The following is a 24,915-nucleotide window of genomic DNA, read 5'->3' as shown; positions in this document are numbered from 1 at the left end:
CGTCCGAACCGACTCTCACGAATGCTCTAGAACAGACCAAATTAATCTAATCCATGTGGTGGGGTGGAGAGCTATACAGAAATGTTCCGTCGCTTTTTCCCGAAATTTTCTTTCGATTCACACAATAGGTTCATACTGGTAGAGTTTCATAATGAATGACAGCAATATGGACGGAATGCAAATATGGAAAAAATCAATCTATAAAGCATTAGGTTTTTGAGTTTAGCAGGGGTTAGGTAACATAAATGAAATCAATTTATTTAGACTGGAATGTCTTTCAAGACTTGTTTCAAACACGCAGAGGTCAAGAGTTTAATAGCGCTATACAGTCTGTAAAAAGAAAGTATAAAACCCCATTCTCATGCGCTCATATGCGTGACTTGTCGCGTTGTCGTAGCGAAGAATATGTAAATAAGGATCTTGCTGAGACACAGAGGGTTTCTGATGGTTACTGTGTAGGTTTGTCTCAGAACAATGAAGATGTTTTAATTGAAAGGGTTCCAATTAAGCAAGTTTTTGATGCAGTAAAAGAAGACTCTACTATTGCAGGTCAAAGTGTCGCTAGCTTTTTACTTTTCGATGAGTATGAAGTAGCTGTAGATGAACTGTCACCTGATAATATTGTTGTTCCTTATCTAGACAAAAATGGAAGGAAAATGTCCCCGAAGCTTTTAATGGATTTTGTAGAAGCTTTGAGAGTTGACATACTAAATGATCATAGAATTCAAAAAAAATTTAGAGCTTCACTGAAAGAAGTCATGGCTTTAGGTAATCCTGCATTTGCAGCCATAGAAAATATGCCACTTTATAAGTATTGGTTATCTACAAAGGAAGAAATAACAGAGAACTTTGAAAGTATCGTGAATTCTTTTCTTTCAATTACAGGGAAAAGTACCGATACGATTCCTTTTGGTGAAAAAATTACTACCTCATATAACATTTTAGTTTTCTTTCCAGCATATTGGGAAACCATCGATAGAAGAAACAATACAAATAATGTAACGACAGATGCTGAACATGTTCTTCTGGCATCAAGTTCTAGGTATTTTGTCTGTGGAGACGAAAAAATGGTTGAAAAGGCTTCAATTGTATACACAACATTTGGCATAAAGACCAAAGTCATGACGCCAGATATGTTCATGAGGACAGTGAAAGTAGAGTAAACCTAACAAACGCCTCAAGAGGAGTTAGGCGCTTTGGCACGGTGTGTGCCTCATACATTTTCTCAAGGATATCGAAATGGTCTTAATATATGCAGTTTAAACTTACGTCTGGATTTATAATTTTTTTAGGATCGTATTTGCCACTAGCATTAATTCTAGCAGTGCAAGACATACCTATATCATGGTGGAGTAATTCATTTTGCGATTTTTCTGACATAGACAATTGCTTATTTAATCCGTTTCAACATCCATATTTTTCAATTATTTTCATTGTTATTAGCATCATTTCGGTAATCATTTCAAACATATCTTTGAAAAAAATTTCCTATCCTTTTGATGGCGAAGTTAAAAGCTCAAAAACAATTCCGAATGACATTATTAATTACGTGTTTCCTTACGTAGTTTCATTTATGGGGATAAGTTATGACGCTCCTGAGAAAATGTTAGGGTTCGTGGTGTTTTTACTGTGGATGTTTGCAATTACTTATAAGTCAGGGCAAATAATAATGAACCCAATTTTATTAATGTTTGGTTGGAAATTATATGAAGCAAAAATTGTAATAAATGATGAAGAAAGGGACGTTCGAGTATTGAAGAAAGGATCTCTAACCCCTGGTAATTATAAGTTTCAATCAATTCAAGACTTTTACATTTCAAAGGATACAAACTAATGGATGCTGAATTTCAATTATTAAGAGCATTTGACTTTGCCAATGCAACACCACATTTATGGGTTTTTAAAAATAGTAGGTCACAGGAAAAATTTAGAACCTTTTATGTTCAAACGGAAACTGACCTTAATCGGCAATTTAAAACATTTGTAAATACGGAAATAGAGAGAATTACAGAACATTCTCCATATTCTTATATTGCTCAGACAAATGAAAACAGTTGTCTAACTCTAGATTCTACAACAACAAATTTTTCAAATTTGAAGGCACTAGTTGATCGTTTAGAACCAGAGCATCGAATAAATGATAGCAATGATTTAAAAGGTTCTAATGGCTACGTAGTTAAATACATAGCAAATGGTGTGACCGTATATGCAGTGAAAAGATCTACCTCGACTTGGAAAACTTCATATCCTAATAAGTATATTAATATGGTGTTTACAAATGGCGAACTATCAGGTGTAGTAGATAATAGTTTCTCGATTGAAAAGAACTTTGATTTTTATGTTATTAATAATGTTGCATTTATTGCGAATAAGCGCGGTTTCGAATCATCTATGAAATATCGTGAGGCATACTCACAGGCATTTACGCAACTACAACAAAATCCTTCATTTAGTAATTTATTCTCTGATTTACAGCCTATCGTTGAATATGTTGGTACTAATTCAATGCAGTTACGCCGAATGGGAGTTATTGAAGATAAAAAGGTCTATACGAGCCCCAACTTTATAACAAAATTAATGGCTATAAATACAGCTAGAGGTTGGGGGCTTAACTTTGATTTAGCAAATAACACTATTGTCCCTTGTGCTGAAACAACAAGTACTATCCTTCAAGTTCTCTTAGATCACCGCTTAATGAGTGAAATAACCGCAAATATTTACGATGTGCCAGATGCCGTTCAAGTGTAAGTGTTGTTAGTGACAAAGTTCAAATTTCTATTCAAGCTAGGACAATGCTAGAAGCAAAAGGAATGCTTAAAGGTGTAGCCAGAAAGTACCCAAATGCCGACATTAATTCCTTTCTAGAAAATGCTCAGGTTAAATCTACATATAGCCCTGAGATGATTAAATTTAAGCTAAGTTTTGGTGGTACTGACGCAGGGCGTTCTATAGTAAAGTCTGCGTTAGCAGTGGTTAGTGATGCCAATCAATCTACGGGAATGTGTCAAGATGCAATTTCATATTTGACAGCCAAAAATGCCTAGGCTTGTTTTGGCTATTACTATGTTAGAGACCTAATATCTAACCGCCCTACAGGGGTTCCATTACACTGTTTAGCGGTGCGAGGTGATCAGAAAACAGGCTTAATCTTTTTTATGCAGAATACTTTGGAATGCAACGAGTTGTTGGTTGTCTAGGTCAAGGAGAGTCATTCTCACCAATATGCAATAGATCCTGTTTCTGGAACAGAACTAGAATTAAGAGTTGACCTAGATCTTTCTCTTACTGAAATACAAGATGCTTATGATTATAAAGTTATACCTGAACAATCTATTGCAAATGCAATAGCTTCAATTGTCCCTAGTCACTTGCAGTTGCACTCTGAGCAAGAAAGAACACGAGTAATTAATGTCGCCTTACAAAAAGCATTTGAGGAAATAGGGCTAAAGGAAGGGGGAGCAGATATTACCTGAACATATAGGTAAATTGTCGTCTGTTGTCGCTGAAGAAGTTCTGCCTCTCATGATACATCAATTAGGTATAGGCCAGCAGTAGGACGTATAGAGCAAACGACTATCATACCTTTGCCTTACCCACACTAATCCGCTAATTGCTAAATTAGCAAGTACACAACACGGAAATGTCCAGAGACGTTACACCAAAACACGTTTCCATCGGCTCCTAAGTGTAGTTTTGAATTGCATCGATTGGTTCATGAGTTAAGCTCATGGGGAGTTTCTTACCAATTCTTAGTGAATTTAAGAATTCTTAAAAGGAAGAGTATTAGCGTCCAATGATGTGGCGACTATTCACACCAAATATTGATAATCTTGTAGTATTAACTAAATTTTTATGACAGATTTTCACTTGAATAATCGTCAAAACAGCCCAATTTACAAAAAATTATGACAACTGTTATAATTAGAGTTCAAAAATAAAATCAACTAACTTAACTTACTGTTAAAAGTAGAGTTTTCAAATAATCGTCAAAAAAAATGTCTTAGAATATTTCCAAGGGTACAAGCTTATGGGCAGAATTTATGATGGCCTTCATCGAATATCATTCCTAATTGATGAAGACGGTGTTATTGAGCAGGTCTTCAATAAATTTAAAACCAAAACCCATCATGAAGTCATTCTAGATTACTTAAATAAATAGTACCGCGAATATAACCGTCATCCCCGTTAAAACAGGAATGACGGAATTTTTATTCTTCAATCATCAATGCACCAGAGGTTTCCTGATTCTTAATCGCATTCCATACCGCTTTCACCAACGTGGCAAGAGGTATAGCAAAAAACACTCCCCAGAACCCCCACATCCCACCAAAAACAAGTACTGCACCTATAATCGCAACGGGGTGTAGATTGACGGCTTCTGAGAATAATACTGGCACCAATACATTTCCATCTAGCGCCTGAATAATACCGTAGGTGGCAAGTAGCCAATAGAATTCAGGGGTTACACCCCACTGGAACAAACCAACAATTGCCACAGGAACGGTCACGGCTGCCGCACCAATGTAAGGAATGAGAACCGATAGACCCACGGCAACGCCAAGTAATGCTGAGTATCTTAGATCCAACAAAACAAAGGTTATGTAGCTAGCAGAGCCAACGATAAGTATCTCAACCACTTTACCGCGAATATAGTTCGCTATTTGTAGATTCATCTCTTGCCAAACCTTTGTGGCTAGACGGCGGTTCTGCGGCAATAAGCCACTCAAAATAGACAACATTTCTTCTTTGTCTTTGAGCAAGAAAAAAATCAATAACGGCACAAGAATCATATAAACAGCCAGAGCCGCCAAGTTAATCAACGATGCCAAAGAACCTTTTACTACTGTTTCACCCAACCCCAACACCTGAGTTTTGGTATTTTCAAAGATAGACTCAACAATTTGAAGGTTAGCAAGTTCTGGGTATTGCTCTGGTATGGTATTCAAAAATCCTTGGAAGCCATTATACATAGTCGGTATGTCATTGATTAGATTACCAACCTGATTCCAAATAGTTGGTACTAACCCGAAAACGGCTAGAATCATAACGCCAACAAAAATGAGCAGAACCATCATAACGGAGATAACACGCGGAAGACCAAAACGAACCAATTGACTAGCTGGCCACTCTAACAAGTAGGCAAGCACTATGGCCACTAACAAAGGGGCGAGTAAGTGCCCGAAAAAATAGATGGTAATAAATCCAACGAGCAGAATGGCGATTAAACTCGCCGCATGTGGATCCGAAAAACGTCTTTTATACCAACGACTAACCATATCAAACATCTAGATAGCTTCTCTTATTACTTACTGTCAATACATAGTGATCTTGTCTTTCTTCAACATGCACTAAAACATTGTGCTTTTCAAAAAAACGAACAATATCGCTCAAAGAACTCAAATCACGAATCAGAATAATAAATGCTCTACCACCTGAATTAGCATGCTCCCTTTTGGCTCTTAATAGCGCCATAGGACAACGCTCTTCACGTAAATTAAGAATATAGGGTTTCATTCTATTGTGTGATGCTTATTATAAAGAGATTATTGTAAAGGGTTTTGATAAAAAGGGCTTCTCTTTTCAACTGAACTTTTTACGTCACAAAAATAAATCTACAACTTACACGCTTTATTTCGCTATATTTGCTAAGGCAAAGACGAACCAAGGCAGTTTTTTGCTGTCTTAACTCGAAACGTTCTCGGAGTTCATATAATAAAAATGCTTAAAAAAACACGGTCCTTAATCGCTTTGGTAATGGCAACCACGCTGACTCTACCCGCTATTGCCAATAACAACGAATTACCTGATATTGGTACGGCAGCAGCTGGCACCCTCACTATTGATCAAGAATTGATCTACGGTGATGCCTATATGCGCATGCTTCGAGCCAGTCGCCCCATTATTAATGACCCGGTATTAAACGAATATATTACCAACCTTGGTCATAAGCTCGTTGCCAACTCTGAAGACGTCAAAACTCCATTTCGATTCTTTATGATTAGGGATCGAAACATTAACGCATTTGCATTTTTTGGTGGTTACGTCGCCTTACATTCCGGTCTATTTTTACACGCGAGTAGCGAAAGTGAACTCGCCTCGGTAATGGCACACGAAATCGCCCATGTAACGCAACGCCATTTAGCGAGAAGTATGGAAGACCAAGCAAGGCGGTCCCCGGCGACAATGGCCGCGTTAGTTGGTTCATTATTGCTTGCTATCGCCTCTCCAGAAGCCGGAATTGCCGCCTTGACGGCGACCACTGCAGGTAATATGCAGAGTCAAATTAACTACACTCGCAGTAACGAAAAAGAGGCCGACCGATTTGGGATTAGCACATTGGCCAAAGCCGGTTTTGATGTCTACGCAATGCCAACATTTTTTGGTCGATTAGCGGATGAATATCGCTACGCGAGTACGCCTCCACCAATGTTACTGACTCACCCATTACCACAAGATCGTATTACTGACTCAAGGGCAAGAGCACAAAAATACTCGCCAATGAAATTAGGCCCGTCAATAGAATATCATCTTGCTAAAGCAAGAATCGTGGCTAGATACGCCAACATAGAATCAGCAGCTTCGCTTGATTGGTTTGAAAGAAGACTAAAGAAAAACAATCCAACACTAGAACCTACGTATAAATACGGGCAAGCGCTCGTTTATCTCGACAATAAACAATTAGAGAAAGCAGAGCCTATTTTGTCGGCTTTACTCAAGCAAGATGCTCTGAACGAATTCTACCTTGATGCATTATCTGATCTATACATCTATCAAGAGAACCCAAATAAATCGGTTAAAATGCTCGAAAATGCCTTGAGTAAAAAGCCGAATAACCCTGTATTGATCGTTAACTATGCTAATGCTCTGATTAAAAGTGACGAAAATCAGAAAGCCGTGAGCGTATTGCAAAAATACACCCATGAACTTCCCAATGATATGAATGGTTGGCAGCTCCTTGCGGATGCCTATGGTAAATTAGGTAAATCAGACGAAAATCTCGCCGCTCTTGGCGAAATTCTTGCTCTTCAAGGGAATTGGAATAAAGCATTGCAAAACTTCACTCAAGCGAGTCAATTAGCGACACTTGGTAGCCTAGAACAAGCAAGGTATGATGCGAGAGTCGACCAGCTTATGGTTCAGCGCGATCGGTTTTTATCACTACAATAATTCTTAAAAAAAAGGAGAAACTCCATGACAGTCGTGATTTATCACAACCCTAGGTGTTCAAAAAGCAGACAAACCTTACAGCTTCTAGAAGAAAACGGTATTACACCTGAGATAGTAACGTATCTAGACAACAGCCCGTCAATTGAAACCCTTAAAACACTTTATTCACAGCTAGAATTGTCTAGTGTACGCGGTATGATGAGAACCAAAGAGGCGGTGTACAAAGAGCTCAATTTAGCCGATGACGGTTTATCCGATGACCAGCTATTTCAAGCAATGACAAAGAACCCAAAACTCATTGAGCGTCCTATTGTTGTAGCTAACGGCAAAGCAAGACATGGTCGCCCACCAGAACAAGTCTTGGATATAGTGTAGAGAGCGAATAATGGAAGAAAATCCGGTTCTACCTAAAACCCAACAATACCGTTATCTAGCGCTTTGTGGATACCTTTCACTTTTATGCTGGGTAGCATTATGGCAGATATTTATTTCGCCACATCCTCATATTAACCCTTTCACAGCCGCTATTGGTTGGTGCATCCCGCTACTATTTCCATTGAGAGGAATATTAACAGGTAAAGCCTATACCCACGCATGGGCAAACTTTGTTTTGATGCTCTACTTCCTGCATTCACTCACTATTCTATATGTTGACCAAGGTGAACGATGGATTGCTGCAGTAGAATTACTGTTAGTTTGCTGTGCCTTTACAGGAAACGTACTTTATGCAAGAAACAGAGGAAGAGAACTGGGACTGAAGTTGCCAAGGTTATCGGAAGTAGAAAAACAAGAAAAAGAGAGATTTGATAAATAGTCATTTACACAATTTTAAAAGGCTCTATCGGGTAATGCTGTTAACTTAAGACATCAAACTCCGTCATCCCACGAAAGTGGGGTTCTAAACCCACCCAGATTCCCGTTTTCACAGGAATGACGACGAATACTTTGTTCTTAAATGATCAGCATTGGCCCTAACGGGCCTTTTTTATTTGGAATGGACATACTCTGATCAGTTGTACGTGTGTTTATTTTATCCATTCAAAAAACAATGGTGTCACTTCCACAACCTTAGGTTCTTGTGGGATGTTAACGGCGACGCCTTCAATTACCGGAACAACAGCACTACCTGTCCCTTGCTCAGCCAATACTGCCTCCGTGTTCTTCTCAACGTTGTTCGTAACACCATCAATTTCAGGTACTACACCGTTATCATTAGGCTTAGGTATAAATAACACCTCTGGTTCGAATCTGCGAATATGGTTGTTCTGAATAACTTCCGATTCAAAATCAATTTCAGAACCCAGTAAATGAATAGTAAACGTCGCCTCATTGCCGACAATTTTGTCAACATCAACACTGGCGACAGAATTTAGCCCTTTTAGAATGTGTTCTAATGCAAAAAAACTCTGTACAGATGCGACGTTAATAAATCGTGCGGCAAGCGTACTTTCTGATATTCCACTCGACTTAATTGAGCTTCTACGTGCGTAGTAATTACTTACTTCATCGATAGCTATTTCCAATGCTTTGAAGGTATCCCCACTCGCACTTCCAACGACAGGTTCGCGCTTAGACTCCACAATATACTCTGGTTTTTCATCATACAAAGTCCAACGAACATAACTGCCATCAGCCGCTTTTTGAATGCGAATAACAAGCACAGCATCTGACGCATAACGCTGACTTGCTTTACTTATCGGTGCTGTAAACCCACCCCATAAATCAGGTCCCGCGATACTAGTAACATCTTCAATATCCCCAACAGGAACGGTAATCGGTAAACCACGTAGATCTGAAAAGAATTTAATCTGATTTAAAGCACTACTGCCCGTATGTTCCCACAAAATTTCGCGACCGTACTGCCCCTCTTGGATCACCCAAACGACAAGGCTAGAACGAATGTTCGACCAATAAGGCAGATCGGCTTGACTAAGCAAGGATTGGATCTGAGGTGGGTTAAAAATCATCTTTAGACTTTTCTGCCCAAACTGTTCTCCATATCCAATTTGAGAAAGATATACGCCGCTTTTGTTTAGCGCTTTTTTAACCACTGGGCTATTGATCGCATTCTTATCACCAGATGCTTTAATGATTACCTGCTTCAACCCCTGCGATTTGGCACTTTTTTCCGCATCCGATTGACTATCATCTAAAACAACTTCTGAGCTAAAAACATCGACTTTTACAGATGCTTGAATAGGTAAAGCGAGTATTCCAATAAACAAAACAACTAAATAGCGCATGCTGCCCCTAAGAAAAATGAATGGTGAATAAAACAAGTTAAGCAATTCTAGTATAACGAGAAAGAGGAACACTACCAAGTTAACTCGTCAGAACTTGGTCGCCAGATATCTCAGCGATTCGTCATTCAACATTATCACGGTAAAACTATCCTAACTTTCGTGCTTTTTTTTGATCTAAACCGCAAGGCAAACGTTTGCATAAGTGATAGAATCCTGCGAATTTTATTTAACTAACTATTTTGGATGGGAATCATGACTAACGTACTTATGGGCGCACAAATGCTATTCGTTGCATTTGGAGCACTTGTTCTTGTACCTCTATTAACTGGATTAGACCCCAACGTAGCACTATTTGGTGCGGGTGTGGGTACGCTTCTTTTTCAAGTTGTCACTAAACGCTCTGTTCCAATTTTCTTAGCCTCTTCTTTTGCGTTTATTGCTCCAATAATGTACGGCGTACAAACTTGGGGTATAGCAGGTACAATGAGTGGCCTTATGGCTGCTGGCTTTATGTATATTGTACTTGGTGCGGTAATCAAAGCTAAAGGCGTGGAAGTCATTCATAAACTACTTCCACCTGTTGTTGTAGGTCCCGTGATAATGGTCATTGGCCTAGGGCTAGCACCTGTTGCCGTTAATATGGCTCTAGGTAGAACACCTGATGGAACTCAACTTGTTGACGCAAACGCAGCACTATGGATTTCCAGTTTATCTCTATTGTCCGTTATCTCTATTAGCGTATTTGCAAAAGGCTTTATGAGATTACTGCCTATTTTTGGCGGTATATTTGTTGGTTACGTCGTAAGCTTAATGTTTGGTGTCGTAGATTTCACCCCAGTGACGGAAGCCGCTTGGATAGCACTACCTAATTTTGTTGCACCAGAATTCAACATTAACGCGATCCTATTTATGATCCCTGTTGCAATTGCTCCCGCGGTTGAACACGTTGGTGACATGCTTGCAATCTCTAATGTCACCGGTAAGGACTATCTTAAGAAACCGGGCCTTCACCGTACAATTATGGGCGACGGTATCGCAACGATGGCTGCATCTATGTTTGGTGCGCCACCAAATACAACATATAGCGAAGTGACTGGCGCTGTTATGCTAACCAAATCCTACAACCCTGCCATTATGACTTGGGCAGCGGTTACCGCTATTGTGCTTGCGTTAGTCGGTAAGCTGGGGGCTATTCTACAAACCATCCCTATGCCAGTCATGGGAGGCATCATGATTCTTCTGTTTGGTTCCATCGCAACGGTTGGTTTGAATACACTTATTAAGAATAACGTTGATCTACACAAGTCGCGTAACCTTGCGATTGTCGCGGTAACATTAGTGTTCGGTATTGGTGGTATGGCTTTTGGTATCGGCGAGTTCAGCCTACAAGGTGTGAGCCTTTGCGGTATTGTGGCAATAATCCTAAACTTAGTGCTACCTCATGACCTAGGTGAGAACCACGTTGTCGATAATGCCCAGATAGACGATGATGCTTAGTTTTTCAACTGTCACCTCTTTTAAGTTATATAATTGAGTTCATATATAAAATTAAAAGGTTGCGTAACATTCGCAACCTTTTAATTTATCTTAACTATAACGTCGACGTAATACCGTAATCTTGACCATAATTTTCAACGACAAAGTCGATGTCTTTATCACCACGACCAGAAAGGTTGATTAAAACGCTGCCTTTTAATCCTTGTTTTGCCAATTTGAAGACATAAGCAACCGCATGAGACGATTCTATTGCAGGGATAATACCTTCTAAGCGGGAGAGTTCGAAAAATGCATCGATCGCTTCTTTATCATCTACCGTACCATACTGTACACGTCCGATGTCTTTAAGATAGCTGTGCTGAGGCCCCACAGATGGATAGTCTAATCCACTCGCAACGGAATATACCTCTTGTGGTTCACCGTCTTTATCTTTAAGCATATAGGATTTAAAGCCGTGCATGATTCCTGGTTCGCCCAACGTTAACGTTGCTGCATGTTCGCCTGCGACTTCAAGACCTCGCCCTGCAGGCTCTACACCATGAATAGCAATTTTTTCGTTGTCCAAGAAAGCGGTGAAAAGTCCCATTGCGTTAGAACCACCACCTACACATGCGACAAGATTATCGGGTTGCTTCCCGGTCATCTCTTCGAATTGGATTTTGGCCTCATTACCAATGATTGATTGAAAATCTCGTACCATCATAGGGAATGGATGTGGACCGACAACAGAACCAATCGCATAAAGTTGAGTAATAGGATCTTGCAGATACGCTTCAAATGCCGAATCTACTGCTTCTTTTAGGGTTTTTCTTCCATGCGAAACAGGTATAACTGTCGCGCCCAAAATATGCATTCTGACCACGTTAGGGTGCTCTTTTGCAATATCCACTTCACCCATGTATATATCGCACTCAAGTCCTACAAGTGCGGCAGCGGTCGCCAATGCAACGCCGTGTTGGCCTGCACCCGTCTCTGCAATGATTTTTTTCTTACCCATTTTTTTAGCGAGTAACGCCTCGCCAAGACAATGATTTATTTTATGAGCGCCAGTGTGATTGAGATCTTCTCTTTTTAGGTAGATATCTACACCATATTTTTCCGACAGATTCTGAGCATGAAAAATAGGACTTGGACGGCCAACAAAATGTTTATAAAGCCTAGCCAGTTCATCTTGAAATAGCGGGTCTTGACGACAACTCTGATAAGCCTCATTGATTTCCTTCATGATCACTTCAAGTTGTGGTGGGATAAAACTGCCGCCATATTCGCCAAAATACCCTTCTTCGTTGGGTAATGTATGTTCAAAACTATTTTTCATGGATAAACCCCTTACTGACATTGTGTGTTTCTAGATTACAACGAGGCCAAGTTAGAGGGTAGATGCTTTAGAGGCTATTTATTCACTTCGTGATACTGCTCTCGCAAACTAGTACATAAGATCAAAAAAGGGTCACTGTAAAACAGCAACCCTTTTCATTCTTAAACTAAATGACTACTTAGTTCCGAAGATTTTATCACCAGCATCGCCAAGACCTGGAACGATATAACCTTTATCGTTTAGCTTCTCATCGATTGCGGCCGTATAAAGCTCTACATCTGGATGCGCTTTCTTAAGTGCTTCAATCCCTTCAGGTGCAGAAACTAAAACCAAGACTTTAATATGCTTACAACCCTTATCTTTTAATAGGTCGATTGTTGCTATCATTGAGCCGCCAGTTGCAAGCATTGGATCAACGACGAGTGCAATACGCTCATCAATATTCGAAGCAAGCTTGTTGAAATACGGAATAGGTTCTAACGTCTCTTCATCACGATAGATACCAACAACACTGATACGTGCACTAGGTACATGCTCTAATACTCCATCCATCATACCTAACCCAGCACGTAGGATTGGAACAACAGTAACTTTCTTACCCTTAATTTGGTCTACTTCTACTGGGCCATTCCAGCCCTCAATAGTTACCTTTTCTGTCTCGAAATCTGCAGTCGCTTCATAAGTTAACAGGCTACCCACTTCTGTAGCCAACTCACGAAAACGCTTCGTGCTGATATCCCCTTCGCGCATTAAACCAACTTTGTGTTTAACTAAAGGGTGTTTTACTTCAACAACTTTCATTTCCATCTCCGACGATTTTCTAATAAACCTTGTGATTATACATGTTTTCTTAAGTTTTTTCCGAATCAATGTAACGAAAAAAAACCTTACGCAATCGTTTTCCTTATTGCGGCAACTCGGTTAGAATAACGCCGATTTTCACATCCAAACTATCATGACGAGGACTTCCCGTGAGTGGCAATAACACTTCTCTTAGTTATAAAGACGCTGGTGTAGATATTGATGCAGGTAATGCTTTAGTAGACCGAATTAAAGGTGTTGTAAAACGCACCCGCCGCCCAGAAGTAATGGGTGGCATCGGCGGTTTTGGTGCCCTTTGTGAGCTACCAACCAAATATAAAGAACCACTACTTGTATCCGGTACAGATGGCGTAGGTACAAAGCTTCGTCTCGCTTTGGATATGAACAAGCATGACACAATAGGTATCGACCTTGTTGCAATGTGTGTCAATGACCTGATAGTTCAAGGAGGTGAGCCTTTATTTTTCCTTGATTACTATGCAACCGGTAAGCTTGATATTGATACAGCGGCCGCAGTTGTCACCGGTATTGGTGAAGGGTGTATTCAAGCTGGTTGCGCACTTATTGGTGGTGAAACCGCCGAAATGCCGGGCATGTACGAGGGTGACGATTACGACGTAGCAGGCTTTTGTGTTGGTGTTGTAGAAAAAGCCGACGTTATCGACGGTTCAAAAGTAGCTGCTGGCGATACACTTATCGCCGTTGGTTCTAGTGGTCCCCATTCAAATGGGTACTCTTTAGTACGTAAAATCATCGAAGTTTCCAATGCAGATCTTTCAGAGGAGCTCAATGGACGCTCAATTGGCGATCAACTTTTGGAACCCACCAAGATCTACATCAAGTCCGCACTTAAAATGATTGCTGAGCACGATATTCATGCAATATCGCATATTACAGGTGGTGGTTTTTGGGAAAATATCCCTCGAGTACTACCCGAAGGTACAAAAGCCGTTATTGATGGAAAAAGCTGGCAATGGCCTGCTATCTTTACCTGGTTACAAGAAAAAGGTAACGTAGAAACCTTTGAAATGTATAGAACATTTAACTGTGGTGTGGGCCTTATCGTCGCCTTACCCAAAGAACAAGCCAATGCAGCGGTTAAGTTACTGCAATCTGAGGGCGAAAACGCTTGGATTATCGGTGAAATAGCGGACGCGTCTGAAGGCGAAGAACAGGTAGAAATAAACTAAGGATTAATTCAAACATGATAAAACGGATCGTCGTACTCATTTCAGGAAATGGTAGCAATCTACAAGCAATTACTGATGCTTGTGGAACACAAATAGCCAATGCTGAAGTCGTTGCTGTTTTTTCCAATAAAGCAGATGCGTATGGCCTTGAAAGGGCTAAACAGTCAAATATTGACGCCAATTTTATCGATCCTAAAGCGTTTGAATCCAGAGACTTATTTGATATTGAGTTAATGACGCAAATAGATAAATACCAGCCAGATCTAATTATTTTGGCTGGGTATATGCGCATCCTTAGTCGCGAATTTGTTTCTCACTACCTTGGTAAAATGATCAATATCCACCCTTCTCTTCTGCCAAAATATACAGGATTAAATACCTACCAAAGAGCAATAGATGCCGGTGATACGGAACACGGTACCAGCGTGCATTTTGTCACTGACAAACTCGATGGCGGCCCTGTCATTTTACAAGCTAAAGTCCCTGTATTCTCTGAAGATACCCCGGAAACACTGACTGAAAGGGTCCAGACCCAAGAACATGACATCTACCCATTGACGGTAAACTGGTTTGTAGAAGGTCGACTTTCAATGGTCGATAATAACGCCGTTCTTGATGGTGAAGTTCTGGGTAAGTTGGGATACGCAGCAGACTAACCGTGTGTTGTGGTTCATTCATGAAAATCTGTGTATCAGACATAAAAAACAGCGAGGGCCAAATAGGCAATCGCTGTTTTTTTATTCTTCATTACACCCTGTTTATTCTCTACCAAACGAACTGTCCAAAAATTCAACTCGCATGCGGATGTTATTATTTTTGCTTAGGTGGAGCGAACGGGATATCAACCAGACTCTCTGAATTACAGCCTATAATTTCACCAAAATGAAATAGGTTGAACTCTCCTGGTTTCATTCTGTTCCACGTTTCATTGTCTGTTAATGGCTGTGTCGCAACGACAGTCACAACATCATTTGGCGTTGTCTCTTCTTGAAAGTTAACCGTCATATCCTCATCAATAAGGCTCGCTTTACCAAACGGTGCTCGACGAGTTATCCAGTAAAGATGATTCGTACAATACGTCATTACATAATCGCCATCACTGAGCAACATGTTAAAAATACCAAACTCTTTTAATTCATCGCAACATTCGGCGATATACCGGAACATCTCCACAATATCTTGTGGTGGTTCTGGATATTTTGAGCTCAATTTATTTAGTATCCAACAAAACGACAACTCACTGTCTGTTTTTCCAACCGGTCTAAATCGATCCATTTCTAATGATTCGTAGCCAGATAACTGCCCATTATGAGCAAATGTCCAGTACTTCCCCCACAATTCACGAGTAAATGGGTGAGTATTTTCTAAGTTCACACCGCCTCTGTTAGCCTGTCGAATATGGCTAATGACGGCACAACTCTTAATCGGATAGTTCTGTACCAACTCGGCTATTTTTGAGCTATAGCTTGGGTTTGGGTCTTTAAATGTTCTAAACCCTTTTCCTTCATAGAAGGTAATGCCCCATCCATCACTGTGAGGCCCTGTTTTACCGCCTCGCTGCATCAATCCAGCAAAACTAAAGCAAATATCTGTTGGCACGTTAGCGCTCATTCCGAGCAATTCACACATTTGAAAACCTTTAACGACTAAACTATCAAGGGAGCATTAGTGCTCTACTATTTAAAGACCCGTTCGAACAGTTCTTTAGAAATCTTTTGCCATCTCTTTTTCTATTAATTGAATGACAATATGAATGATCTTTATATGAATCTCTTGAATTCGATCTGCATAACCAAAATGGGGCACACGTATTTCAATATCCGCGCATCCAGCCATCTTACCGCCATCTTTACCTGTCAAAGCGATCGTTTTCATTCCTTTCTTCTTCGCGGCTTCTATTGCTTTAAGAATGTTACTTGAATTACCTGAAGTCGACAGGCCCCATAGCACATCACCTGAAGAACCAACCGCTTCAATATAACGTGAGAATACATAATCATAACCAAAGTCGTTGCTCACGCAAGACATGTGGCTTGGGTCAGAGATAGCGATACCCGCGTATCCCGGGCGGTCCTCTCTATATCGACCTGTTAATTCTTCGGCAAAATGCATCGCATCACAGTGTGAGCCACCATTGCCACAAGAGAGAACTTTACCGCCAAGCTTGAAAGAATCTGCAATCATCTTGGCTGCTGCTTCTATCTGTTGAATATTGTGCTCATCACTTAAAAATTTATTTAGTACTTCTGCCGCTTCATTTAATTCTGAACGAATTAGATCTTGATACATGGTGACTCTCACTGTTTCGAGGGAATAAGATTACTCAGAGTTTACCTAGTTTTGATTTCGAGTGTCGAGTAATAAGAGAAAAGAATTGAGGATTAACATAAAAAAGAGAGGCTATATAACAAAATAGAAGAGCCTTAAGCTCTTCTATTTTTTTGTCGCTCACCGTTTAGGTGGGGCGTCCAGTTGCATCTCTGGTGCTGACACTCTGCGCGTTCTCAGCTTTCTAATCACAAACCAGATGATAAGGCCAAGAATAATAACCACCAAATTCCCTACCAGTATGGTCAACATGCCTGTCATTCTTGCTTCTTCTCTGTCACGCCTAATTCTTTCTATTTCAAATGCTCTGCGCTTCTCTTCCTGTATACGCTGATATTCTTGGGTTGATTGTTCAATATCAAGCTTTTTCATCACGCTGAATGCTTTCTCTTTCAGTTGAATGATGAGTTCTCTTTTCGCCGCGCCTTCTGTTGCGTATACCGTACCTTTCCAAGTATGTTTGCCTGGGTGCGGATCATTGGTCATAGTGAATTCAGTTGTAAAACCTTCTGAGTCGACACTACTTTGGGTAAGGATCATTCGTTTGTCTGGTGTCGTTTGCTCTATGCTTGCCGCAATAGTACCTGGCAACACCATTCCCTGTTCACCGGTAATCGTCACCAGATGCCCTTCATTATCATCCCTTGATTGAATAAATCCAACCGTGATGGGAGAAGGATACACAAGTACTGTTTGCTCAACCGCTCTTAAAAAAACGCCATTTCCAGAGGTAATTCTGGCTTTATATTTACCTGGGGCAACCGTAATGGGCAATGCCACAGTAAAAACGCCATCACCAGAGATTTCATCCAAGCCTTGCCCGTCATCTAGAAAGGAGCCTAGGGTTGTTGACTCCGGTTCAGAGGTGATCTCTGGGTTCTCTTCATCTTCTACGAAATGAATAAAATTGACACGAAGCCGTACTCGATCTAAAAAATCTTTGAGCACCAGTGGATTACCGTCTTGAGTAAGACGAGCAGTGAATTTTATCGTCTCTTGTTGATATAAACGATTGGGAAATTTATCAACGTGGAGCAGTAAATCAGATAACAGTTTTATATTATTTCTTGGTGTCACCTTACCGACGGCTTGCCATGGCCCTGGCATTGGATCCTCAATGGAAATAATATCCATACCATTTTCTTCATACCAAGATACAGTTTCCGGATGATCCCATGAATAGTACTTTTCACCATCAGGACGCACCAATACAACGGATCGAGACCGGGATTTTCTATAAATAACAAAAGATATTTGTTCGATTGTTGGATCAACCCTAAATCGGTTGTCCAATAAAGAAACAGATGATTCTGTTTGTGACCAACTAAAGAAACTGGTCAAAATGCAGGTTAAAAAGAACAGAATCCTAAACATAGTTTCCTCTATTGTCGCCAGAGACAGCTTCCGCCTTCCTCGACGATATTCAAACGTTTTTGGTGTGCTTCTATTTCATCGGCAGATGCACGTAAAACCTTAAGAGATTTTCTTTCAGATAGTGCTCGTCTAATCGATTCGCCATCGCTATTTGATTGTTGATCACCAGTAAATGCCAAAGAAGTTTGTCCACCCGTCATGAGTAGATAAACATCGGCTAGAATTTCAGCATCGAGTAAAGCTCCGTGTAATGTTCGATGCGAATTATCTATTCCATAGCGCTCACATAGAATATCGAGGTTGTTCCTCTTGCCTGGGAATATTTTTTTTGCCATGGCAAGCGTATCGGTAATGTTACAGTACTGACTTGTTTTACCAATACTACGATCAAGCTTCTCGAATTCAGAATCCATAAAGCCGACATCAAAGGGTGCATTATGCGCGACAAGTTCCGCACCTTTAATAAAGTCTAAAAACTCATGATGGACTTCTCGATACATGGGCTTATCACGAAGAAACTCATCGGTAATACCATGAACACCAATGGCCTCTTCTTGAATCAACCTGTCCGGTTTTATATAAACGTGAAAGTGCTTACCAGTGAGCTTTCTATCAATGATCTCTACAGCACCAATCTCAATAATTCGGTGCCCCAAATAGGTGGGTCCACCTTCTTGGTTCATACCTGTTGTTTCGGTATCAAGTACCACGATTCGTTGTTGGTTCGAATTGTTACTAGTATTCATAATGATATGTATGTCAGACTATATTTATATTGAAGTAGGCTTATCGAGTAATAGTATCAAATCATGACGAAACAAGTTGAAGTTTTCACCGATGGATCATGTTTAGGTAACCCCGGGCCCGGCGGTTATGGCATTGTACTTAGATATAAACAAACAGAAAAGAAGCTATCCAACGGTTATACGTTAACGACAAATAATCGAATGGAAATGCTAGCAGCAGTCGTCGCATTAAAAGCGCTGAAAGAGCCTTGTCATGTCATCCTGACTACGGACAGCCAATACGTTCGTCAAGGCATCACTAAATGGATCCATAACTGGAAAAAGCGCGAATGGAAGACATCCGACAGAAAACCGGTGAAAAATGCGGACCTTTGGAAAGCACTTGATCTCGAAGCATCCCGTCATATCGTCGACTGGCGATGGGTTAAGGGGCATGCTGGGCATAGAGAAAATGAAATATGCGATGAGATAGCAAGAGCCGCTGCGGAAGCGCCCTCAGATATTGATGAAGGTTATGAAGGTTAATTTCACGCTTCGAATTGCTAGTCGCTATTCTTCGTCGATTCAGCGCGGCTTTCTACTCTCATATTCACGCCTACTGGCGATAATTTTCGTTTTAATCGCCAGTGAGGCTTAATCAACTTGAGTGGATAGGTTCTCTTTCTCGCGACAATAAAATAGAGGCTGCCACAAGGTACTAATCGATCACCCATGCTATTCTCCAACCAAGTCCAAAATGGATGTTTCATTGGAAATACAGCATACCTATCAATGTGCACAACCTGATAGTTCAATAAGCCTAACCAATCTTTAATTCTATTTGGAGTAAACATACGTCCACTCCATGGCAGGTTGTTTTTCCTCCACGGCATTAAGCTAGAGAGCCCCATCAGGCTAATAGGGTTAAAACCAGTAATAATTAGATACCCATCGTCAACCATCACTCTATCTACTTCACGCAACAGACGATGAGGGTCACTACAGTAATCTAACTGATGAGCAAGAAGCACTACATCGATACTTTTTTCTAAGAAGGGAAGGTCGTAATGTTCTGCAATGACAGTATGCTGTGAGTTTTTGATATCAAGGTTGACTTGATGCTGAATATTACACATTCTACTTGCTATCTCACAACTAAGTCCACCAAGCTTTAGCATGTGATAACCAAATAATTTAGGGCACCACTCGTCTAGCCTCATCTGGATGGATTCGGATACCCAAGCACCATTTTTTAAATGCTGCCATGAGTGAGGTTGTTCGATTTTTTTTGCAGTACGAGCTGGTTTCATCGATACCTTAAACTTACAATTCATTGCTGGAGAATAAAATGTTAACCATCAAGAGCATACCCGCATTCAATGACAATTACATCTGGCTAATTCAAAATAGCGATAAACGTTGTGCGATTGTTGACCCCGGTGACGCAACGCCAGTCTTAGAGTATCTCCATCAGCATGGTCTTACATTGGAAGCCATACTCGTTACCCATCATCATAGCGATCATATTGGTGGCGTTGCCGCTCTATTGGATTCCTTTCCAAACATAAAAATTGTAGGCCCTGAAAAAGAAAATATTCCATACCTTACCCACCACTTAAATGGTGGAGCGCAGTTTTCACTGTTTGATGAAACATTCTTAGTTCTTGACCTTCCTGGGCATACCAATGGACACCTTGGCTATGTCGGCGATGGTAAACTCTTTAGTGGCGACGTTTTATTCTCAGCAGGATGCGGGCGTATTTTTGAGGGGACGCCTGAACAAATGTTTGAGTCTTTAAATAAATTACTCGCCCTCCCCGATGAAACAGAGGTATACCCAGCGCACGAATATACCAGCTCGAATATTTCTTTTGCGTTGGCTGTAGAACCTGATAATCAAAACTTACTCGCCTATCGTGAAGACGTTTTTCGATTGAGAGCAGAAGGAAAGCCTACGCTACCCACAACGTTGCAAAGAGAGAAACTTATTAATCCTTTCTTGCGAGTTGATCAACCTAGCATCATTAATTCCATTGCGAATAGAACAAAAGAAACGTCTGCAATAGGAGTCTTTACTGCTTTAAGAGAGTGGAAGAACGCATTTTAACGTTTTCTAGCTTGTCACTGTATATGAGCGCAAGTATCATCAGCAGTCAATTTTTAACAAGGTTAGATAAATGAGAACGCTGTTTAGTTGGATCGTGGTACTTCTGTTGGCAGGTTGCCAAACGACTCAACAAATTGACTCTTCTTCTGAGACAAACTCGACCACTGGCACCAACCATCAATCAGACTCTAGTTCGAGTGCTGTAAATAATGGTAATACTGATACGATAGCGTCTGCTAACGGTGGTACGACACCGTCACAAAGTGATATCAATAAACCGGACATTACACCTTGGAATCGCGATGACGTTTGGGAACGTATTGCAATTCAGTTACAACTAGAGGTTCCCGATCACAAAAGTGTCGACTACTATCGCAATTGGTTTATTAGCCATCCGAATCATTTAGCTGCCGTATCTAGCCGAGCGGAGCCTTTCCTCTATTTAATAGTAGAGAAAATAGAACAACGTCACTTGCCACTAGAGCTTGCACTTTTGCCCGTGGTAGAAAGCTCATTTGACCCCTTTGCTTATTCACATGGTAGCGCCGCAGGACTATGGCAATTTATACCAGGTACAGGAAAGATGTATGGCTTAGAACAAAACTATTGGTATGACGGAAGACGTGATGTATCCGCGGCTACCGATGCAGCGTTAGACTACTTAACCTATTTGAACAAACGATTTGATGGTAACTGGAATCATGCCATCGCGGCCTACAATAGCGGCGGCGGACGTGTTTCTCGAGCGATAACTAAAAATAATAAAGCGGGGAAGCCGATAGATTTTTTCTCTCTTGAACTGCCTAAAGAGACCAGCAGCTATGTTCCAAAATTACTTGCTTTAGCGGATGTTGTTGCTAACCAAGAAAAGTATGGTATCAGCATCCCTGTTATTGCAAACAAACCAGTATTGCAAAGCGTTGATCCAAAAGAGCAACTTGATCTCGCAATAGCGGCGAACTACGCAGGGCTTTCTGTCACTGAACTGCAAAGCTACAATCCAGCCTATAACCAATGGGCCACTGCACCTGAAGGACCCTTTCACTTTTTATTACCACTCGACGCTGTCGAACCATTCAATAAATCGGTAGAAGAAAACCAAGGTAAAGGTGTGAAACTTATTCGCTATAAGGTGAAATCTGGCGATACAGTGAGTGTCATAGCAAGAGACCATGAAACAACAAGTAAGATAATCAGAACAGCGAATAACCTTTCCGGAAATATGATTCGTGTTGGACAGCATTTGATGATTCCAACATCGACAAAAGGTGACAAGGCTTATGCACTGAGTGCAAAAAATCGTTTGGCCAAAACACAGTCAACAGCCAGAGGGAAGTTTAAGGTTACTCACACCGTTTCAAGTGGCGATAGCCTATGGACAATTTCTAGAAAGCATAAAGTTTCATATCAGTCTTTAGCCAAATGGAATGGTATGGGCCCCAAAGACACATTAAAAATTGGTCAAAGACTCGTCATCTGGAAAAATAATAGTGACGGCGCCGTTATGCGTACCGTTCATTACAAAGTTCGCACAGGAGACACCATTAGTGGTATTGCGAATAAATTTAAAGTTAAGAGCTCAGATATTGTAAAATGGAACAATCTGGCTAAGAAAAAGTACATCAAGCCGGGCCAGAGCCTTAAGCTTTATGTCGATGTCACTAAGGTCAGCGTATGATAGTTCCTTCTAGTAATCCATTATCCATGGTTGTTGATATATTTCGAGCTCCAACCTCATGCTTCGCAGCACTCTATAAAAGAGGCGCTTGGGGCTGGCAAACCTATGTACTTCTAATGTTAACTCCATTCCTATTTTGGGGTTATTATTTCGATATTGTTGATTTCGAATGGTTAAAAATCAACCTAACCGAACAACTTCAAGCAACATCCCCAGATAAAATTGTCTTACTTGAGCCAAATACTCTTATGGCAAGTGAGATTCTAAATGCAGTATTTAATAGAACACTAAATATTGGTTTACTTGCATTTTGGTTTTTCTTAGCTGCAAAACCTAGCCGTCATCAGCACGGTTATTGGAAATGGTTTGCGGCATCCAGTGTCGTCATATTTCCAGCCGTTCTCGGTGACTTTGCAAGCTATGTGAGTCTTTTGATCAATCATGGCAATGTGATGAGTTATGCAGCGGATTTGAACAGTTTGAATGGTTTACTAAAACTACCGCTAACGAATGAATGGTCTTCTTTTGCTCGTGCCTTGCCTTTGTTACTACCGTGGTACATTGTGCTCGGCTATGCTGCTATTGGGGCTTGGACTGAGTTTACCAAACGTCAGGCTCTTGCTATTTCGGCCCTTCCTTGGCTTGGATTTTACCTCATCTGGGCTTTATACATTTTAATTTTTTAGTCGTGAGTCACTGAACTTAAAATTGACTATTAAAGGGTTATGATCCGAAGCGTCCGTTACGGGCGCTTTTGCATTTATCAATGTTAGCCCTTTATAAAAAATATGATCCAGAGGCAAACCATTGACGAAAAGCTTTCGGTTATCAGGGTCAAATCTCACCTCATGAAGTCCCAGTTTCGCAACCTGTTTATTTAGTTCTGCAAGTCGATCTTCACTCCACGTATTAAAATCTCCAGCCATAATGATTGGGCCAACATGATGCATGAGTTCTCTTCTCAGTAGAGAAAGCTGCTGCCGGTACTCTGTTGTACCCAAGGAAAAATTAATGGCGTGTACGTTAACAACGGCAAGCTGCTGACCATTAGATAATAGATACCGAGCGTATAATCCTGACTTGGGTAATCTTAACCAGGGTTCTTTGGCGCTAAATGCACAAGCCGTAATAGGGAAATTAGAGGCTAGATTAACCACGCCAGCGCTGATATCAAAAGCCGAAAATGCTTTTACGTAATTGCTTCCCCACGATTGCTTTTCAATCCACATCTTAAAAGCGTCTGTAAGGCTCGCCTCTTGAAGCAAAAGTAGTTGTGCACCATGACTAAATTGATTAAGTGCCGGTTCCCAATTATCTCGATTCTGTTTGTAGATATTCCAGACCAAAAGGTTAATATGACCATTTTTATCAATAGGTTTCGGTGATGGGTTTTGGTAACAGATAGGCGTAACTTGCGTTTGATCGTGACTTAACAAGAGTTGTTGAGGTTGTTCGGGTACATCAAAAACAATCTGAAAAGAAAATAATACCAATACAACAAGGGATGCACACAGTATTAGAATCGATTTAATGACTTTCTTCATACCTTATTATTACCGCTAACTAAAAAATCATTTATACAATGAGATTATAAAGATGAGGTGAAAATCCACTTACAAAGCAAGCCGATTTGAAAGGTAACCACCACCTTAGAAGTAGATGTTTAAGAATAGAAAATAAAAAAGGAGCCTTAGCCCCTTTTTTATTCAACCACTCTTAGATAGCATCTTCATCTTCTTCGCCAGTACGAATTCGTACCACACGATCAACGTTCGTAACGAATATCTTACCGTCTCCGATTTTACCCGTTTGAGCTGTTTCAATTATTGTATCTATGCATTGATCAACGACATCGCTAGTAACAACGATTTCAAGTTTCACTTTTGGCAGAAAATCAACCACATACTCTGCACCTCTGTACAATTCTGTATGGCCTTTTTGACGACCAAAACCCTTGACCTCAGATACTGTCATACCTGTAATACCAACTTCTGCTAGCGCTTCACGAACATCATCCAATTTAAACGGCTTTATGATTGCCTCAATTTTTTTCATATTAGTCCCTTAATCTTACCTACATCTATGACAGCATTACTATTGAAATCAACGAAATAACCAACACTGACATTCTGAAAAACTTACTTCATTTGCGAATAGTATGCTGCCAAGTTTTCGATATCTTGATCGCTGAGTATTCCAGCCTGTGGTTGCATAATTGCTGCATTACCGCCATTTCGTTCTTTGTTACGATAAGCCTTAATTGAAGAAATAATGTACTTTTCGTTTTGACCAGCTAGGTTCGGATAACCGTCAATGGCCGATATACCAGCAACACCGTGACATGCTCCACATACCATTGATTTTGCTTTTCCTGCCACTGGGTCACCAGCTAAGACAGAACCACTAAACAACACCGTACCCATTACTAATCCAGTTACTAACTTATTCATAACGCTTCCTTTAATT

27 protein-coding genes and 1 pseudogene are annotated in these 24,915 nt (G+C 40.5%); 15 read left to right on the top strand and 13 right to left on the bottom strand.

All coding sequences use genetic code 11. The features are described 5' to 3' along the window. The first annotated feature begins 245 nt into the window (after positions 1 to 245). The 5 genes and pseudogenes from AACW90_RS14130 to AACW90_RS14110 form a co-directional block, all read left to right on the top strand. Positions 246 to 1,163, top strand: a complete 918-nt coding sequence (locus tag AACW90_RS14130; RefSeq protein WP_390235535.1) for a hypothetical protein — start codon at positions 246 to 248, stop codon at positions 1,161 to 1,163. Between the two features lie 89 nt (positions 1,164 to 1,252). Then, positions 1,253 to 1,834, top strand: a complete 582-nt coding sequence (locus tag AACW90_RS14125; protein WP_102522789.1) for a KwaA family protein — start codon at positions 1,253 to 1,255, stop codon at positions 1,832 to 1,834. After that, positions 1,834 to 2,748 carry a DUF4868 domain-containing protein gene (locus AACW90_RS14120; RefSeq protein WP_102522790.1) on the top strand — a complete coding sequence of 305 codons (915 nt, stop codon included), beginning with the start codon at positions 1,834 to 1,836 and terminating at the stop codon, positions 2,746 to 2,748. Before AACW90_RS14125 ends, AACW90_RS14120 begins: the two co-directional genes overlap by 1 nt. Positions 2,749 to 2,810: 62 nt before the next feature. Next, positions 2,811 to 3,044, top strand: a complete 234-nt coding sequence (locus tag AACW90_RS14115; protein WP_390235532.1) for a hypothetical protein — start codon at positions 2,811 to 2,813, stop codon at positions 3,042 to 3,044. Between the two features lie 977 nt (positions 3,045 to 4,021). Beyond that, a pseudogene (locus AACW90_RS14110) lies at positions 4,022 to 4,159 on the top strand (thioredoxin-dependent thiol peroxidase); the annotation flags it as partial. Positions 4,160 to 4,208: 49 nt separating this feature from the next. Here AACW90_RS14110 and AACW90_RS14105 read toward each other — a convergent pair. Both AACW90_RS14105 and AACW90_RS14100 read right to left on the bottom strand, forming a co-directional pair. Further along, positions 4,209 to 5,285, bottom strand: coding sequence for an AI-2E family transporter (locus AACW90_RS14105; protein WP_390235529.1), 1,077 nt, complete (start codon positions 5,283 to 5,285; stop codon positions 4,209 to 4,211). Next, positions 5,278 to 5,514 carry a sulfurtransferase TusA family protein gene (locus AACW90_RS14100; protein WP_390235526.1) on the bottom strand — a complete coding sequence of 79 codons (237 nt, stop codon included), beginning with the start codon at positions 5,512 to 5,514 and terminating at the stop codon, positions 5,278 to 5,280. Before AACW90_RS14100 ends, AACW90_RS14105 begins: the two co-directional genes overlap by 8 nt. A gap of 204 nt (positions 5,515 to 5,718) precedes the next feature. Here AACW90_RS14100 and bepA point away from each other — a divergent pair, with 204 nt between their 5' ends. The 3 genes from bepA to AACW90_RS14085 are packed head-to-tail and all read left to right on the top strand — an operon-like array spanning position 5,719 to position 7,981. Continuing rightward, a complete protein-coding gene (gene bepA / locus AACW90_RS14095; protein ID WP_390235522.1) occupies positions 5,719 to 7,167 on the top strand; it encodes a beta-barrel assembly-enhancing protease in 1,449 nt (482 codons plus the stop codon). 24 nt (positions 7,168 to 7,191) lie between these two features. Then, a complete protein-coding gene (gene arsC, locus AACW90_RS14090) occupies positions 7,192 to 7,542 on the top strand; it encodes an arsenate reductase (glutaredoxin) (RefSeq protein ID WP_390235520.1) in 351 nt (116 codons plus the stop codon). A 10-nt stretch (positions 7,543 to 7,552) separates the two neighbouring features. Continuing rightward, positions 7,553 to 7,981 (top strand): DUF2069 domain-containing protein, encoded by a 429-nt coding sequence (locus AACW90_RS14085; RefSeq protein WP_195702507.1) that lies wholly within the window; start codon positions 7,553 to 7,555, stop codon positions 7,979 to 7,981. Positions 7,982 to 8,192: 211 nt separating this feature from the next. Here the strand turns inward: AACW90_RS14085 and AACW90_RS14080 are convergent, their stop codons facing one another. Then, complete coding sequence (locus tag AACW90_RS14080) at positions 8,193 to 9,410, bottom strand: DUF2066 domain-containing protein (protein WP_390235515.1); 1,218 nt, start codon at positions 9,408 to 9,410, stop codon at positions 8,193 to 8,195. Between the two features lie 252 nt (positions 9,411 to 9,662). Between AACW90_RS14080 and AACW90_RS14075 the strand changes: the two genes are divergently transcribed. Next, entirely contained in the window at positions 9,663 to 10,907 is a 1,245-nt protein-coding gene (locus tag AACW90_RS14075) for a uracil-xanthine permease family protein (RefSeq protein ID WP_390235513.1), read from the top strand. A gap of 94 nt (positions 10,908 to 11,001) precedes the next feature. Here the strand turns inward: AACW90_RS14075 and trpB are convergent, their stop codons facing one another. Then, complete coding sequence (trpB, locus tag AACW90_RS14070; protein ID WP_275135821.1) at positions 11,002 to 12,225, bottom strand: tryptophan synthase subunit beta; 1,224 nt, start codon at positions 12,223 to 12,225, stop codon at positions 11,002 to 11,004. A 174-nt stretch (positions 12,226 to 12,399) separates the two neighbouring features. Next, a complete protein-coding gene (upp, locus tag AACW90_RS14065; RefSeq protein WP_195702503.1) occupies positions 12,400 to 13,026 on the bottom strand; it encodes a uracil phosphoribosyltransferase in 627 nt (208 codons plus the stop codon). Positions 13,027 to 13,196: 170 nt separating this feature from the next. Here upp and purM point away from each other — a divergent pair, with 170 nt between their 5' ends. Together purM and purN are read left to right on the top strand one after the other, a co-directional pair. After that, the gene (purM, locus tag AACW90_RS14060; protein ID WP_390235509.1) at positions 13,197 to 14,237 is read left to right on the top strand and encodes a phosphoribosylformylglycinamidine cyclo-ligase; all 1,041 of its coding nucleotides are present in this window, start codon (positions 13,197 to 13,199) and stop codon (positions 14,235 to 14,237) included. A gap of 17 nt (positions 14,238 to 14,254) precedes the next feature. Then, positions 14,255 to 14,893: a phosphoribosylglycinamide formyltransferase gene (gene purN, locus AACW90_RS14055; RefSeq protein WP_390235649.1), complete on the top strand. Its 639-nt coding sequence runs from the start codon at positions 14,255 to 14,257 to the stop codon at positions 14,891 to 14,893. 154 nt (positions 14,894 to 15,047) lie between these two features. Here the strand turns inward: purN and AACW90_RS14050 are convergent, their stop codons facing one another. From AACW90_RS14050 to dnaQ, 4 genes are all read right to left on the bottom strand, one after another. Beyond that, positions 15,048 to 15,866: a class II glutamine amidotransferase gene (locus tag AACW90_RS14050; protein ID WP_390235507.1), complete on the bottom strand. Its 819-nt coding sequence runs from the start codon at positions 15,864 to 15,866 to the stop codon at positions 15,048 to 15,050. A 75-nt stretch (positions 15,867 to 15,941) separates the two neighbouring features. Further along, positions 15,942 to 16,526: a D-sedoheptulose 7-phosphate isomerase gene (gene lpcA / locus AACW90_RS14045; RefSeq protein ID WP_195702500.1), complete on the bottom strand. Its 585-nt coding sequence runs from the start codon at positions 16,524 to 16,526 to the stop codon at positions 15,942 to 15,944. A 159-nt stretch (positions 16,527 to 16,685) separates the two neighbouring features. Then, on the bottom strand, positions 16,686 to 17,939 hold the full coding sequence (locus AACW90_RS14040) for a TIGR03503 family protein (protein ID WP_390235505.1): 1,254 nt from the start codon (positions 17,937 to 17,939) through the stop codon (positions 16,686 to 16,688). Positions 17,940 to 17,947: 8 nt separating this feature from the next. Next, entirely contained in the window at positions 17,948 to 18,685 is a 738-nt protein-coding gene (gene dnaQ / locus AACW90_RS14035; RefSeq protein WP_390235502.1) for a DNA polymerase III subunit epsilon, read from the bottom strand. Positions 18,686 to 18,748: 63 nt separating this feature from the next. Between dnaQ and rnhA the strand changes: the two genes are divergently transcribed. Next, positions 18,749 to 19,210, top strand: coding sequence for a ribonuclease HI (rnhA, locus tag AACW90_RS14030; RefSeq protein WP_348000187.1), 462 nt, complete (start codon positions 18,749 to 18,751; stop codon positions 19,208 to 19,210). A gap of 17 nt (positions 19,211 to 19,227) precedes the next feature. Here rnhA and AACW90_RS14025 read toward each other — a convergent pair whose 3' ends face one another. Further along, positions 19,228 to 19,974, bottom strand: a complete 747-nt coding sequence (locus AACW90_RS14025; RefSeq protein WP_390235501.1) for a methyltransferase domain-containing protein — start codon at positions 19,972 to 19,974, stop codon at positions 19,228 to 19,230. Positions 19,975 to 20,012: 38 nt separating this feature from the next. Here AACW90_RS14025 and gloB point away from each other — a divergent pair, with 38 nt between their 5' ends. The 3 genes from gloB to AACW90_RS14010 all read left to right on the top strand — a co-directional run bounded on the left by gloB (position 20,013) and on the right by AACW90_RS14010 (position 23,135). After that, on the top strand, positions 20,013 to 20,771 hold the full coding sequence (gene gloB, locus AACW90_RS14020; protein WP_390235499.1) for a hydroxyacylglutathione hydrolase: 759 nt from the start codon (positions 20,013 to 20,015) through the stop codon (positions 20,769 to 20,771). 70 nt (positions 20,772 to 20,841) lie between these two features. Further along, positions 20,842 to 22,449, top strand: coding sequence for a lytic transglycosylase (locus tag AACW90_RS14015; RefSeq protein WP_390235496.1), 1,608 nt, complete (start codon positions 20,842 to 20,844; stop codon positions 22,447 to 22,449). Then, positions 22,449 to 23,135 carry a YIP1 family protein gene (locus AACW90_RS14010; protein ID WP_390235646.1) on the top strand — a complete coding sequence of 229 codons (687 nt, stop codon included), beginning with the start codon at positions 22,449 to 22,451 and terminating at the stop codon, positions 23,133 to 23,135. The genes AACW90_RS14015 and AACW90_RS14010 overlap by 1 nt, the downstream gene beginning before the upstream one ends. Here AACW90_RS14010 and AACW90_RS14005 read toward each other — a convergent pair. The 3 genes from AACW90_RS14005 to AACW90_RS13995 all read right to left on the bottom strand — a co-directional run bounded on the left by AACW90_RS14005 (position 23,124) and on the right by AACW90_RS13995 (position 24,899). Beyond that, positions 23,124 to 23,993, bottom strand: coding sequence for an endonuclease/exonuclease/phosphatase family protein (locus AACW90_RS14005; RefSeq protein WP_390235493.1), 870 nt, complete (start codon positions 23,991 to 23,993; stop codon positions 23,124 to 23,126). The genes AACW90_RS14010 and AACW90_RS14005 overlap by 12 nt on opposite strands. 172 nt (positions 23,994 to 24,165) lie before the next feature. Continuing rightward, positions 24,166 to 24,504 (bottom strand): nitrogen regulatory protein P-II, encoded by a 339-nt coding sequence (gene glnB / locus AACW90_RS14000; RefSeq protein ID WP_195702492.1) that lies wholly within the window; start codon positions 24,502 to 24,504, stop codon positions 24,166 to 24,168. Positions 24,505 to 24,587: 83 nt separating this feature from the next. Further along, the gene (locus AACW90_RS13995) at positions 24,588 to 24,899 is read right to left on the bottom strand and encodes a c-type cytochrome (protein ID WP_275135810.1); all 312 of its coding nucleotides are present in this window, start codon (positions 24,897 to 24,899) and stop codon (positions 24,588 to 24,590) included. Positions 24,900 to 24,915: the final 16 nt, after the last annotated feature.

The sequence above is a fragment of the Vibrio frigidus genome (genome assembly GCF_042465995.1).
Taxonomy (GTDB): Bacteria; Pseudomonadota; Gammaproteobacteria; order Enterobacterales; family Vibrionaceae; genus Vibrio.
Note: the sequence above shows the minus strand (reverse complement) of the source record. Positions and strands in the feature narration are given on the sequence as shown.